This window comes from Streptomyces sp. NPDC004051, from assembly GCF_053604275.1.
The window spans coordinates 22755-35850 of the sequence record NZ_JBSGHG010000009.1; the positions used below are offsets into that span (position 1 = coordinate 22755).

Sequence of the window (13096 nt, forward strand, 5' to 3'; positions counted from 1 at the left end):
CGGGTCACGGTCGTTCCTCCTCGGCCTCCCGCCTGTTGCCGGTACAGCGCACACCGGCCCCGGGTTCTTCCCCCCTCCCCGGGGGCTCGGCCGGGGCGCCGGGCCGGGCCCGTACTGTGGGCCCGTGAACATCTGTGTCTTCCTCTCCGCGGCCGACCTCGACGAGCGCTACACGGGCCCCGCGCGGGAGTTCGCCCGACTGCTGGGCAAGGGCGGCCACACCCTGGTGTGGGGCGGTTCCGACGTCGGCCTGATGAAGGTCGTCGCCGACGGGGTGCAGGAGGCGGGCGGGCGGCTCCTCGGCGTCTCGGTGGAGTTCCTGGCGGCGACGGCGCGCCGGGACGCCGACGAGATGGTGATCGCCCCCGACCTGGCGGAGCGCAAACGCCTGCTCCTGGAGAAGGCCGACGCGGTGGTGATCATGGTGGGCGGCACCGGCACCCTGGACGAGGCCACCGAGATCCTGGAGCTGAAGAAGCACGGGCGCACGGACAAACCGGTGGTCCTGCTGAACACCGCGGGCTTCTACGACGGCCTCAAGACGCAGTTCCGGCGGATGGAGGACGAGGGCTTCCTGCCCCGCGCCCTCACCGACCTGGTCTTCTTCGCCGAGGAGCCCGTAGGGGCCCTGGCGTACCTGGAGGAGAGCCAGGGGATCTAGGGCCTGGCTCGGGTTCTCCCGTGGCGTCGCGACGCCCGGCACGCACTCTCGCCGCACCGGCCGTCCTCCGACGTGGCTCCGCCACGACGAAAGCCGTCCGGCACCGAGAGCACGCACCGAACGCCGCTCCCTCCTCCACGGGAGAACCCGAGCCAGGCCCTGAGCCGCCGGTGATGCGAGCATGGCGGCATGGCTACACATGTGATCACCGGAGCGGGCTCCGGCATCGGCGCGGCCGTCGCCCGCAGGCTGCACGCGCGCGGCGACGAACTCGTGCTGCACGCGCGCGAGGCGGGGCGGGCGAAGGAGCTGGCGGCCGCGTTCCCCGGGGCGCGGACCCTCGTCGGCGACCTGGCGGACCCCGAGAGGCTCAGCTGGGCCTTCTCCCACCAGTCGCTCCCGGACCGGGTGGACTCCCTGCTGCACATCGCCGGCGTCGTCGACCTCGGCACGGTCGGCGAGCTGACCCCGAAGACCTGGCGCCACCAGCTCGACGTCAACCTCGTCGCCCCCGCCGAACTCACCCGCCACTTCCTGCCCCAGCTCCGCGCGAGCCGGGGCCACGTGGTCTTCGTCAACTCCGGCGCCGGGCTGAACGCCCACGCCCAGTGGTCCGCCTACGCGGCCTCCAAGCACGGCCTGAAGGCGCTCGCCGACTCGCTGCGCGGGGAGGAGCACGAGAACGGCGTCCGCGTCACCTCGGTCTACCCCGGCCGCACCGCCAGCCCCATGCAGGCCAAGGTCCACCAGCAGGAGGGCAAGGAGTACGACCCCGGCCGGTGGATCGACCCCGAGTCGGTCGCCACGACCGTCCTGATGGCCCTCGACCTGCCGAGGGACGCGGAGGTCAACGACCTGACGGTACGGCCGGGACGCTGACCCCACGGACGTGTCGACCCCACGGACGTGCCGACCCCACGGGCGTACGGACCGGGACGCGGGACGCCCGGACCGTTCCGTACGCTTCTCCGGTGAGCGATAACAGTCAGTTCAGGTTCGGGGCCGCGACCGGGATCGGGTCGATGCCGGGCGGGGACGCCCGCGAGGCCGCCAAGACCGTCACCGGAAGCTTCGAGGACTTCCCGTTCCTGCCCGAACTGCCCGCCCGGGGGCCCGGCGCGGACATGATCGGACGGACCGCCGGGATGCTCGTCGAGCTGTACGCGCGCGTGGAGCCCAGCGGCTGGCGGATCGGGGACCGGCCGGGGCGGGACACCAGGCGGGCCCGCTCCTGGCTCGGCGAGGACCTCGACGCGCTGGAGGAGTTCACCCAGGGGTACCAGGGCCCGCTGAAGGTGCAGGCCGTGGGCCCGTGGACGCTCGCCGCCCAGTTGGAGCTGAGGAACGGGGAGGCCGCCCTCTCCGACCCCGGCGCCTGCCGTGACCTCACCGCCTCGCTCGCCGAGGGACTGCGTCTGCACCTCGACGAGATGCGGCGCCGGGTGCCCGGCGCGCGGCTCGTCCTCCAGCTCGACGAGCCGTCCCTCACCGACGTCCTGCGCGGCCGGGTGCGCAGCGCCAGCGGCTACCGCACCCACCGCGCGGTGGACCGGCAGCTGGTCGAGGCCGCGCTCCGGGACGTGGTCGGGGTGCACCACGAGGGGCCCGTCGTGGTGCACTCGTGCGCGCCGGACGTGCCGTTCGCCCTGCTGCGCCGGGCGGGCGCGCAGGCGATCTCCTTCGACTTCTCGCTCCTCACCGAGCGTGACGACGAGACGATCGGGGAGGCGGTGGAGAGCGGCACCCGGCTGTTCACCGGCGTCGTGCCGGGCACGGACGGCCCGTTGTCAGACCCTGCCGGTAGCGTCATGGGTGTCAGAACGCTGTGGCGCAGGCTGGGGCTGCGGCCGGGCCTCCTCCCGGAGGCGGTCACGGTCACTCCGGCGTGCGGACTCGCGGGGGCCTCCCCGGAGTACGCGCGCAGGGCCTACGCGCACTGCGTCCGGGCGGCGAGATCCCTGGCGGACAACCCAGAGTAACGGGAGGACACACGGTGGCGGGTGACAAGCAGGCGGAGACGACGAACGTGCCGGCCGAGGCACGGGAGCGGCACGCCAAGCTCGCTGAGCAGATCGAGGAGCACCGCTTCCGGTACTACGTGAACGACGCGCCCGTCATCAGCGACGCCGAGTTCGACCGGCTGCTGCGGGAGTTGGAGGAACTGGAGGGGGAGTATCCGGAGCTGCGCACGCCCGACTCGCCGACCCAGAAGGTCGCCGGGGCGTACGAGACGGAGTTCACCTCCGTGCAGCACGTCTCGCGCATGCTCTCCCTCGACAACACCTTCAACGACGACGACCTCGCGGCCTGGGTCGAGCGCATCCACAAGGAGCTGGGCGAGCAGAAGTTCCACTTCCTGTGCGAGCTGAAGGTCGACGGCCTCGCCGTCAACCTCACCTACGAGCGGGGCCGACTGGTCCGCGCGGCGACCCGGGGCGACGGCCGCACCGGCGAGGACATCACGCCCAACGTCCGTACCATCGCCGAGATCCCGGACCGGCTGAAGGGCGACGAGGTGCCCGACCTCGTGGAGATCCGCGGCGAGGTCTTCTTCCCGATGGAGAAGTTCCAGGGGCTCAACGCCCGTCTGGTGGAGGCCGGTGACAAGCCCTTCGCCAACCCCCGCAACGCGGCGGCCGGTTCGCTGCGCCAGAAGGACCCGCGGGTCACCGCCGGCCGCCCGCTGCACATGGTGGTCCACGGCATCGGCGTCCTGGAGGGCTACCAGGGCATGACCCGCCTCTCCCAGGGCTACGACCTGCTGAAGACCTGGGGCCTGCCCACCTCCCCGCACAACAGGGTCGTCGACGACCTCGCCGGCGTACGGGAGTTCATCGCGTACTACGGCGAGAACCGGCACTCCGTGGCGCACGAGATCGACGGAGTGGTGGTCAAGCTCGACGAGATCCCGCTCCAGGGCCGTCTCGGCTCCACCTCGCGCGCCCCGCGCTGGGCCATCGCGTACAAGTACGCGCCCGAGGAGGTCAACACCAAGCTGGTCAACATCCGCGTGGGCGTGGGCCGTACGGGCAGGGTCACGCCGTACGCGCAGGTCGAGCCGGTCACCGTAGCCGGTTCCGAGGTGGAGTTCGCCACGCTGCACAACCAGGACGTGGTCAAGGCCAAGGGCGTCCTCATCGGTGACACGGTGGTGCTGCGCAAGGCCGGTGACGTCATCCCGGAGATCCTCGGCCCGGTCGCCGACCTGCGGGACGGCAGCGAGCGTGAGTTCGTGATGCCGGCCGAGTGCCCGGAGTGCGGCACGCCGCTGCGCGCGATGAAGGAGGGCGACGTCGACCTGCGCTGCCCCAACGCCCGGGCCTGCCCTGCCCAGTTGAGGGAGCGGCTGTTCTACCTCGCGGGCCGCAGGGCGCTGGACATCGAGCACTTCGGCTATGTCGCCGCGGCGGCGCTCACCAGGCCGCTGGAGCCCGAGGACCCGCCGCTGAGGGACGAGGGCGACCTGTTCGACCTCACCGTCGAGCAGTTGCTGCCCATCAAGGCGTACGTCCTCGACCAGGACAGCGGTCTGCCCAAGCGGGACCCGAAGACGGGCGAGGAGAAGATCGCCACGGTCTTCGCCAACCAGGAGGGCGAGCCGAAGAAGAACGCGGTCGCGATGCTGGCGAACATCGAGGCGGCCAAGGAACGCCCGCTCGCACGCGTCCTCACCAGCCTGTCCATCCGGCACGTCGGCCCGGTCGCGGCCGAGGCGCTGGCCCGGGAGTTCCGGTCCATCGACCGGATCGAGCAGGCCACCGAGGAGGAGCTGGCCGCTACCGAGGGCGTCGGCGGCATCATCGCGGCCTCCCTCAAGCAGTGGTTCGCCGAGGACTGGCACCGCGAGATCATCCGCAAGTGGCGGGCGGCCGGTGTCCGCATGGAGGACGAGGGGTCCGGCGAGGACGAGGGCCCGCGTCCACTGGCGGGACTGACGGTCGTGGTGACCGGCACCCTGGAGCAGTACACCCGGGACGGCGCGAAGGAGGCGCTGCAGGCCCGGGGAGCGAAGGTGACCGGTTCGGTCTCGAAGAAGACGTCCTTCGTCGTCGTGGGAGACAACCCCGGGTCGAAACACGACAAGGCGATGCAGCTCAAGGTGCCGGTTCTGAACGAGGAGGGCTTCGCCGTCCTTCTCGAGGAGGGACCGGAAGCAGCCTCCGACATGGCACTTCAGGCCGAGGAGTAGCGGTGGGAGGCCACCCGATCGGTGCATATCAGATGCATACGGGTGGCTGGGGCGCATTCGGGCAACCGTCGGCGACCGGTGCCCCTGGAAGCCTTCTGCGGCCTAGTGTTGGGATGTGCGCCTGCCGTGCCCAGCTGCGGTCGGGGCACACCTGTGTTCATGACGGGGCCGTGGAAGGGCTTTCTGCCACGGAGCCGCTGAGGATGGTCGGGCATCGAGCCGTGTGGCGTGGGCACCGCCGGCTGTGAGAGGGACGGGAATGGAACCCACCGAGAGGGCCGCCCCGGGCTCACGGCTGCGCCTGGGCCTGCGCCGCATGGTGGCCGCAGGGCGACGCAGACGTGGGGACGGGAAGTCCGGGGGGCGCCCGGGCGTCCCGGGGCGCCCGGTGGCGTACACCGTGGACGCGCGCGGCGCCGGACCGCCGGCCGTGGGGCAGCCGGCAGCCGGGCAGCCGGCTGTCGGGCATTCGGCCGTCGGACGGCCCGGGGCCGGACACACCCCCGGGCGGTCCCCGCGCGGTGCGGCACGGTCCCCGCGCGGTCCCCGGGTGTCCTCGCCGGGCACCGGGCTGCCCCCGCACCGCACCGGACTGTCCGGAGCGGAGGCCGAACGCCATCCGTTCCGGCCCGCGTTGCCCACCGTGGTCGTCGCGTCGGCCGCGTTCGTCCTGGGCGTCGGCTTCCTGCGGGCGTTCACCGGCGGTCACGCGCTCTTCCCGTCCGGCCGGGTCGGCTGGTCGCTGGCCGTGCTGACCGGGATCATCGTCGGTCACCTGGTGATGCTGGGCCGCTCTCGCTGGTGGGGCGGCACCGGCTCGGGCAGCGCCCTCACCCTCGCGGTGCTGCTGCTCTACGGCTGGGTCCCGGCCGGCCTGGTCAGCCTCACCGTGGTCGTGCTGGTCGGCATCGCCAGGCGGGGCCGTTGGCGCCAGGGCGTCCTGCACGGCGCGGTGGACCTGCTCGGCATCAGCGCCGGTGCGCTGGTACCGGCCCTCTTCGGGTCCGTACCGTCTGTCGAGTCCCCCTCGACCCCGGACACCTGGGGCCTGCACACCGCCGCCGAGGTGGTGCTGGCCGCCGCCGCGTACCTCGTGGTCACCCGCACCCTCCTGTGGTACCTGCACACCCCGCGCGCCGGACTGCCCACCGCCGCCCGCACCGCCCTGGTCGGACAGGGCCTGGTCGCGGTCGCGCTGCTCGGCATAGCGCCGCTGATCTGCGTGGTCGCGTACGCCCGGCCGATCCTGCTGCCGCTGTTCGCCATCCCGCTGATCGCGCTCGACTCCGCCCTGTGGATAGCCAGGGCCCGGGCGGAGGAGCAGTTGCGCGATCCGCTGACCGGGCTGCCCAACCGCCAGTGGCTGCTGGAACGTATCTGGACCGCCCTGGACGACGCCGAGCGCGGCGGCGCCCGCGCCGCCCTGATGCTGATCGACCTCGACCGTTTCCGATCGGTCAATGACACTCTCGGTCACCTCGCCGGTGACCGGCTGCTGCTGCAGATCGCCGACCGGCTGAGGCTGGCCCTGCCGCGCGGGGCGGAGGCCGCGCGGCTCGGCGGCGACGAGTTCGCCGTGTTACTGCCGGTCGCCGACTCCACGACGTCCGCGACCCGGGTCGCCCGCGGTCTGGTCTCCGCGCTCAGCTCGCCGCTCGACCTGGACGGGCTCACCCTCGTGCTGGAGGCCAGTGCGGGTGTCGCCGTCTTCCCCGACCACGCCCTCGACGCCGAGGGACTGCTGCGGCGGGCGGACGTGGCGATGTACCAGGCCAAACGGGGCCGTACCGGCGTCGAGGTCTACGAGTCCAAACGGGACTCCAACACCCCCGACCGGCTGGGCCTCCTGGGCGACCTGCGCCGGGCCCTGGACGCCCACGAGGTCCAGCTCCACTACCAGCCCAAGGTCCGTTTCGACGGACAGGTGGCGGGCCTGGAGGCACTGGTCCGCTGGGTGCACCCGGAGCGCGGCCGGGTCCCGCCGGACGAGTTCATAGCGATCGCCGAGTCCTCCGGTCTGATGCCGCACCTCACCGAGTACGTGCTGGAGACCGCCCTCGGGCAGGTCGCCCGGTGGCGTTCCCAGGGCCTGTTCGTGCCGGTCGCGGTCAACGTCTCCCCGCGCGACGTCCACAGCCCCGGCTTCGCCGGCTCCGTCGCGGCGCGGCTGGCCCGGCACGGTGTGCCGGCGGGGGCGCTCCAGCTCGAGATCACCGAGCACGTCCTCCTGGAGGACCCGCAGCGCGCCGCCGACACCCTCAACGCGCTGACCGGCCACGGCGTGAAGATGTCCCTGGACGACTTCGGCACCGGCTACTCCTCCCTCGTGCACCTGCGGCGGCTGCCCGTCAGCGAACTGAAGATCGACCGCTCCTTCGTGGCCCGGCTGGCCGTCGACACCGAGGACGCCGAGATCGTCCGCTGCACCGTCGACCTCGCCCACTCGCTCGGCCTGCTCGTCGTCGCCGAGGGCGTCGAGGACGACGAGACCTGGGAACGCCTGCGCGACCTCGGCTGCGACGCCGTCCAGGGCTGGCTGGTCGCGGCCGCGATGCCGCCCGAGGAGACCACGGCCTGGCTGTTCGCCCGCGGCTCCCGGGGCTGGCAGCGCCCGGCGGCGGCCCTCCCGGTGGCGGCCTCCGACGACTCGACCCGCCCGGCCTGACAACCGTCCCGTACCGGCCGTGCGGGTGCGGCCGAGGACGGCGTCGGGGGCGGTGCCGGGGGCGGTCTCGGCCCGGGTTCCGGCGTTCCGGTCACGGCACCGGCGCGCCGTGATCACGGGGGCGCGGGAAACCGTTTCACGGGTACGGGGCGGCGCCCCATAGGATTGGGCCCTGCCGTCATCTTCCCGCCCGCCGCTCCACGCCTGGCCCGGATCGCGACGGCCCTAGCCCCGAACCGCACACTCACCCCAGAGGATCGCTGCATGCCTGGCATTACGCGCGAGGAGGTCGCCCACCTCGCCCGGCTGGCGCGTCTGGAGCTGAAGCCCGAAGAACTCGACCACTTCGCAGGCCAGCTCGACGACATCATCGGCGCGGTGGCCCGCGTCAGCGAGGTCGCCGACCAAGACGTACCACCGACCTCGCACCCGCTGCCGCTGACGAACGTCATGCGTCCGGACGAGGTCCGTCCCTCGCTCACCCCCGAGCAGGCGCTCTCCGGCGCCCCGGCCCAGGAGCAGCAGCGTTTCAAGGTGCCGCAGATCCTGGGGGAGGACTGAAACCCATGACGGACATCATCAAGCTCACGGCCGCCGACACCGCCGCGAAGATCGCCTCCGGCGAGCTCACGGCCGTCCAGGTCACCGAGGCGCACCTGGCCCGGATCGAGGCCGTCGACGAGAAGGTGCACGCCTTCCTGTACGTCGACCGCGAGGGCGCCCTCGCCCAGGCCCGCGCCGTCGACGAGAAGCGCGCCAGGGGAGAGAAGCTCGGCCCGCTGGCCGGCGTGCCCCTCGCGCTCAAGGACATCTTCACCACCGAGGGCATCCCGACCACCGTCGGCTCCAAGCTCCTCGAGGGCTGGATCCCGCCGTACGACGCGACGCTCACCCGGCGGCTCAAGGCCGCCGACGTGGTCATCCTCGGCAAGACCAACATGGACGAGTTCGCCATGGGGTCGTCGACCGAGAACAGCGCCTACGGCCCGACCGGCAACCCCTGGGACCTCACCAAGATCCCCGGTGGCTCCGGCGGCGGCTCGAGCGCCGCGCTCGCCTCCTTCCAGGCCCCCCTGGCCATCGGCACCGACACCGGCGGCTCCATCCGCCAGCCGGCCGCCGTCACCGGGACGGTCGGTGTGAAGCCGACCTACGGCACCGTCTCCCGCTACGGCATGGTGGCGTTCTCCTCCTCCCTCGACCAGGGCGGCCCCTGTGCCCGCACGGTCCTGGACGCGGCCCTGCTGCACGAGGTGATCGCCGGACACGACCCGCTCGACTCCACCTCCATCGACGCCCCGGTCCCGCCGGTCGTCGAGGCCGCCCGCAACGGCTCGGTCCAGGGCATGCGCGTCGGCGTGGTCAAGCAGTTCCGCGGCGAGGGCTACCAGGCCGGCGTCATCCAGCGGTTCGACGAGTCCGTCGAACTGCTCAAGGGACTGGGCGCCGAGATCGTCGAGCTGGACTGCCCGTCCTTCGACCTCGCCCTGTCGGCGTACTACCTGATCGCCCCGTCCGAGTGCTCCTCCAACCTCGCCCGTTTCGACGGCCTGCGCTACGGCCTGCGGACCGGCGACGACGGTACGCACTCCGCCGAGGAGGTCACCTCGCTGACCCGCGAGGCGGGCTTCGGCCCGGAGGTCAAGCGCCGCATCATGCTCGGCACCTACGCCCTGTCGAGCGGCTACTACGACGCGTACTACGGCAGCGCCCAGAAGGTCCGTACGCTCATCAAGCAGGACTTCGACAAGGCGTTCGAGCAGGTCGACGTGATCGTCTCGCCGACGACCCCCACCACCGCCTTCGCGATCGGTGAGCGCGCCGACGACCCGATGGCGATGTACCTGGCCGACCTGTGCACCATCCCGACCAACCTGGCGGGCAACGCGGCCATGTCGCTGCCCTGCGGCCTCGCGCCCGAGGACAACCTGCCGGTGGGACTGCAGATCATCGCCCCGGTCATGAAGGACGACCGCCTCTACAAGGTGGGTGCTGCCGTCGAGGCCGCCTTCGTGGAAAAGTGGGGCCACCCGCTGATCGAGGAGGCTCCGTCGCTGTGAGCGCACTGTCCAAGGCCAAGGGCTTCAAGAAGTCCAAGTCGGGTCTGTACGTCTCGATGGCCACCTCGGCGTTCGGCGCCGTGGGTGTCTACAAGCAGATCAAGAAGGCGCGTGGCGAGGACGACACGCTGCGGCTGGTCGACGCCGTCGTCACCGCCGCCGCGGTCGTCACCAACCTCGCCATCCTCTACCGCGAGCTGAAGCGCCTCGGCGACGACGACGTCCTGCTGGGCTGAGAGGGAAGTTTCACCGTGACCACCACGACCGACCTGGTGTCGTACGAGGACGCGCTGGCGTCGTACGACCCCGTCATGGGCCTCGAGGTCCATGTCGAGCTCGGCACCAGGACCAAGATGTTCTGCGGCTGCTCGACCACCCTGGGCGCCGATCCGAACACCCAGACCTGCCCCACCTGTCTCGGCATGCCGGGCGCGCTCCCCGTCGTCAACGCGACCGGCGTCGAGTCCGCCATCAAGATCGGCCTCGCGCTGAACTGCGAGATCGCCGAGTGGTGCCGCTTCGCCCGGAAGAACTACTTCTATCCGGACATGCCGAAGAACTTCCAGACCTCCCAGTACGACGAGCCGATCGCCTTCGACGGCTACCTCGACGTGCAGCTGGAGGACGGCGAGACCTTCCGCGTGGACATCGAGCGCGCCCACATGGAGGAGGACACCGGCAAGTCGACGCACGTCGGCGGCGCCACCGGCCGCATCCACGGCGCGTCCCACTCCCTGCTCGACTACAACCGCGCCGGCATCCCGCTGATCGAGATCGTCACCAAGCCGATCACCGGCGCCGGGGAGCGTGCCCCCGAGGTCGCGCGCGCCTATGTGCGCGAGCTGCGCGAGCTCATCCGGGCGCTCGGCGTGTCCGAGGCCCGGATGGAGATGGGCCAGATGCGCTGCGACGTCAACCTGTCGCTGCGCCCGCACGGGCGGGAGAAGTTCGGCACCCGCTCGGAGACGAAGAACGTCAACTCGCTGCGGTCGGTGGAGCGCGCCGCGCGCTTCGAGATCCAGCGGCACGCCGCCGTGCTGAACGACGGCGGGACGATCATCCAGGAGACCCGGCACTTCCACGAGGACACGGGGTCGACGACCTCCGGCCGCGTGAAGGAGGAGGCCGAGGACTACCGGTACTTCCCGGAGCCCGACCTGGTCCCGGTGGCGCCGTCCCGCGAGTGGGTCGAGGAGCTGCGCGCCGGGCTGCCCGAGCTGCCGCTGGTGCGCCGCAACCGGCTCCGCGAGGAGTGGGGGATCTCCGGCACCGACATGCAGGCGATCCTCAACGCGGGCGCGCTGGACCTGATCGTCGCCACGATCGACGCCGGCGCGGACGCGGCCTCCGCCCGCAAGTGGTGGATGGGCGAGCTGGCCCGCGCCGCCAACGAGTCCGTCAAGGCGCTCGACGAGCTGGCGATCACGCCGGAGCAGGTCGCCCGGGTCACCGAGCTGGTGAACGCCGGAGACCTCAACGACAAGCTGGCCCGTCAGGTCATCGAGGGCGTGCTCGCCGGTGAGGGAACTCCGGACGAGGTCGTCGACAAGCGCGGTCTGAAGGTCGTCTCCGACGAGGGCGCGCTCACCACGGCCGTGGAGGAGGCCATCGCCGGCAACCCGGCCATCGCGGACAAGATCCGCGGCGGCAAGGTCGCCGCCGTCGGCGCGCTGGTCGGTGCCGTCATGAAGGCCACCCGCGGTCAGGCGGACGCGGCCCGCGTGAAGGAGCTGATCCTTCAGCAGCTGGGCGTCGAGGGCTGATCCCGCACAGCGGTCAGGGGGTGCACCGGTCTCCGGTGCACCCCCTCGGCATGCGGTCGACGGCGGCCGGTCAGACGCGCCGGCCCACCACGCGGGTGAAGCCCAGTGCCCGCCCGCGGTCCGCGCGCACCATCTCCGCCGAGGCCCGTGCCATGTCCGCCATGAAGTCGCTGGAACTCTCCTCGGCGCACACCTCGCTCCACAGCAGCCACTCCCGCCAGCCGTCCGGCTGCCAGTCGGCCGCCTCGACCTCCACCGCCCCGCTGCGGGACCAGTGGCGGTGCCACCAGTCGGGGGAGTGGAAGGACCAGAAGGCGGGCTCCCAGAAGGGCTTCAGATGCTCCGGCGGCTCGGTGCCCCCGAGTTCCTCGCGGGTTGCCGGGACGACGACACCGATCCGCCCACCCGGTTCGAGCAGCCGGGTCAGCGTCGGCAGGTACAGGTCGTCGGTGCCGAAGTAGTGGTACGCGTCGATGGAGACGATCGCGTCGAAGGTCCCCTCCCCGAAGGGCAGGTCGTGCGCCTCGGCGAGAACCGGCAGCACCCGGTCGGCGACGCCCGCCTCGGCGATGCGGCGCGCGTTCTCGTCGGGCTTGATCCACAGGTCGGCGGCGGTGACCTGGACGTCGTACTCCCGGGCCAGGAAGACGGACGTCATCGCCCGTCCGCAGCCCAGGTCGAGCACGCGCGCGCCGGGGCGCAGGGTGTCGAGGCCGAGGGCCGGGGCCAGCCACTCCAGCAGCCACAGCGCGTGCGGGCCCATCTGGTTCTCGATGGTCCAGCGGGCGTCGTAGGCGCTGCTGCGGGGGTAGTGGGGGAGGGACAGGCGGCTGGTGAGGTCGTCGTGCGGGGTGTTCGATGTGATGTCCGACATGGGTGAACGGGCTCCTCGGGTTCGTGCAGGGGCAAAAGACCGTTTCGGAAACCGGGCGGACCGTCATCAAAGCACCTGCTTCGTCCGGCGGCGGGCCGCCGCCGGACGTCGGACCGGCGGATGCCGGCAGGTGGGCGCCGCCCCCGCATCAGGGTTTCCGAGGCCGAGGCGATACGCTCCCGCGGCATGAGTGGACGCGCAGATTCCGACACACCCTCGAAGACCGGGGTGGAGCCGGCCGACGCGCCGCAGGACGCCGATGCCGACGAGGAGACGAGCGCCGCCGGGACCGTCGAGGACGTCGGGACCATCGAGGACGTCGGGACCGCCGGGACCGCCGGGACCGCCGAGGATGAGGACGCCGAGGAAGAGGAAGAGGACGCCGAAGCCGACGAGCGGGAGGCGCGCAGGGCACGGTGGGTCGCGGTCTGCACCGGCGTGGTGCTCGCCCTCGCGGGACTGGCCGCCGCACTGCTCCGGCTCACCGGCTCCGCCCCGCTCCTGGTTCCGGCGGCCTACGCCTGCGGAGCCGGCGGCTGCGCCCTCGCCGCCGTACTGGGCTCACGCGGCCGGACCCGCAGGGCGCTGTGGCTGTTGGTCGCGGGGCTGATGGTGATGGCGCTGGGGGACCAGTTCGATTGATGCGCCTGGTGCGCCTGGTGCGCCTGGTGCGGCTGAATCGCGGGTCAGGACGGGTGGGCGAAGGGTGAGCCGGGTCACGTCCGACGGCAGAGGCGGTGTGTTCGCCCGGTGAGTCGTCCCCCGGCGCTGTGAATAAGGACACGAAAGCGACAATCGATCACTTTTGCCTGTAACAGTTGCATTGCATTGCTCATGCGTTCTTTGCGGGTTGTTTCGGTCATATCGACTGCTCCCGGTCAAAG

General features: G+C 71.9%; 11 protein-coding genes. 10 read left to right on the top strand and 1 reads right to left on the bottom strand.

What is annotated here, in order from left to right:
* Nucleotides 1-124: 124 nt before the first annotated feature.
* The 9 genes from ACWEQO_RS12605 to gatB all read left to right on the top strand — a co-directional run bounded on the left by ACWEQO_RS12605 (nucleotide 125) and on the right by gatB (nucleotide 11338).
* Nucleotides 125-661 carry an LOG family protein gene (locus tag ACWEQO_RS12605; protein WP_361452819.1) on the top strand — a complete coding sequence of 179 codons (537 nt, stop codon included), beginning with the start codon at nucleotides 125-127 and terminating at the stop codon, nucleotides 659-661.
* Nucleotides 662-850: 189 nt separating this feature from the next.
* Complete coding sequence (locus ACWEQO_RS12610) at nucleotides 851-1540, top strand: SDR family oxidoreductase (RefSeq protein ID WP_361452822.1); 690 nt, start codon at nucleotides 851-853, stop codon at nucleotides 1538-1540.
* Between the two features lie 92 nt (nucleotides 1541-1632).
* Nucleotides 1633-2640 carry a methionine synthase gene (locus ACWEQO_RS12615; RefSeq protein WP_452982011.1) on the top strand — a complete coding sequence of 336 codons (1008 nt, stop codon included), beginning with the start codon at nucleotides 1633-1635 and terminating at the stop codon, nucleotides 2638-2640.
* A gap of 14 nt (nucleotides 2641-2654) precedes the next feature.
* A complete protein-coding gene (gene ligA, locus ACWEQO_RS12620; protein ID WP_452982014.1) occupies nucleotides 2655-4850 on the top strand; it encodes an NAD-dependent DNA ligase LigA in 2196 nt (731 codons plus the stop codon).
* Nucleotides 4851-5109: 259 nt separating this feature from the next.
* Complete coding sequence (locus tag ACWEQO_RS12625) at nucleotides 5110-7515, top strand: EAL domain-containing protein (RefSeq protein ID WP_452982017.1); 2406 nt, start codon at nucleotides 5110-5112, stop codon at nucleotides 7513-7515.
* A 264-nt stretch (nucleotides 7516-7779) separates the two neighbouring features.
* On the top strand, nucleotides 7780-8076 hold the full coding sequence (gene gatC, locus ACWEQO_RS12630) for an Asp-tRNA(Asn)/Glu-tRNA(Gln) amidotransferase subunit GatC (protein WP_031117542.1): 297 nt from the start codon (nucleotides 7780-7782) through the stop codon (nucleotides 8074-8076).
* Between the two features lie 5 nt (nucleotides 8077-8081).
* Nucleotides 8082-9575, top strand: coding sequence for an Asp-tRNA(Asn)/Glu-tRNA(Gln) amidotransferase subunit GatA (gene gatA, locus ACWEQO_RS12635; RefSeq protein ID WP_452982021.1), 1494 nt, complete (start codon nucleotides 8082-8084; stop codon nucleotides 9573-9575).
* Nucleotides 9572-9811, top strand: coding sequence for a hypothetical protein (locus ACWEQO_RS12640; RefSeq protein WP_452982024.1), 240 nt, complete (start codon nucleotides 9572-9574; stop codon nucleotides 9809-9811). The genes gatA and ACWEQO_RS12640 overlap by 4 nt, the downstream gene beginning before the upstream one ends.
* 15 nt (nucleotides 9812-9826) lie before the next feature.
* The gene (gatB, locus tag ACWEQO_RS12645; protein ID WP_452982027.1) at nucleotides 9827-11338 is read left to right on the top strand and encodes an Asp-tRNA(Asn)/Glu-tRNA(Gln) amidotransferase subunit GatB; all 1512 of its coding nucleotides are present in this window, start codon (nucleotides 9827-9829) and stop codon (nucleotides 11336-11338) included.
* 70 nt (nucleotides 11339-11408) lie between these two features.
* Here gatB and ACWEQO_RS12650 read toward each other — a convergent pair whose 3' ends face one another.
* Nucleotides 11409-12212, bottom strand: coding sequence for an SAM-dependent methyltransferase (locus ACWEQO_RS12650; RefSeq protein WP_452982030.1), 804 nt, complete (start codon nucleotides 12210-12212; stop codon nucleotides 11409-11411).
* Nucleotides 12213-12398: 186 nt separating this feature from the next.
* Here ACWEQO_RS12650 and ACWEQO_RS12655 point away from each other — a divergent pair, with 186 nt between their 5' ends.
* Complete coding sequence (locus tag ACWEQO_RS12655; protein ID WP_452982033.1) at nucleotides 12399-12854, top strand: hypothetical protein; 456 nt, start codon at nucleotides 12399-12401, stop codon at nucleotides 12852-12854.
* Nucleotides 12855-13096 lie beyond the last annotated feature (242 nt).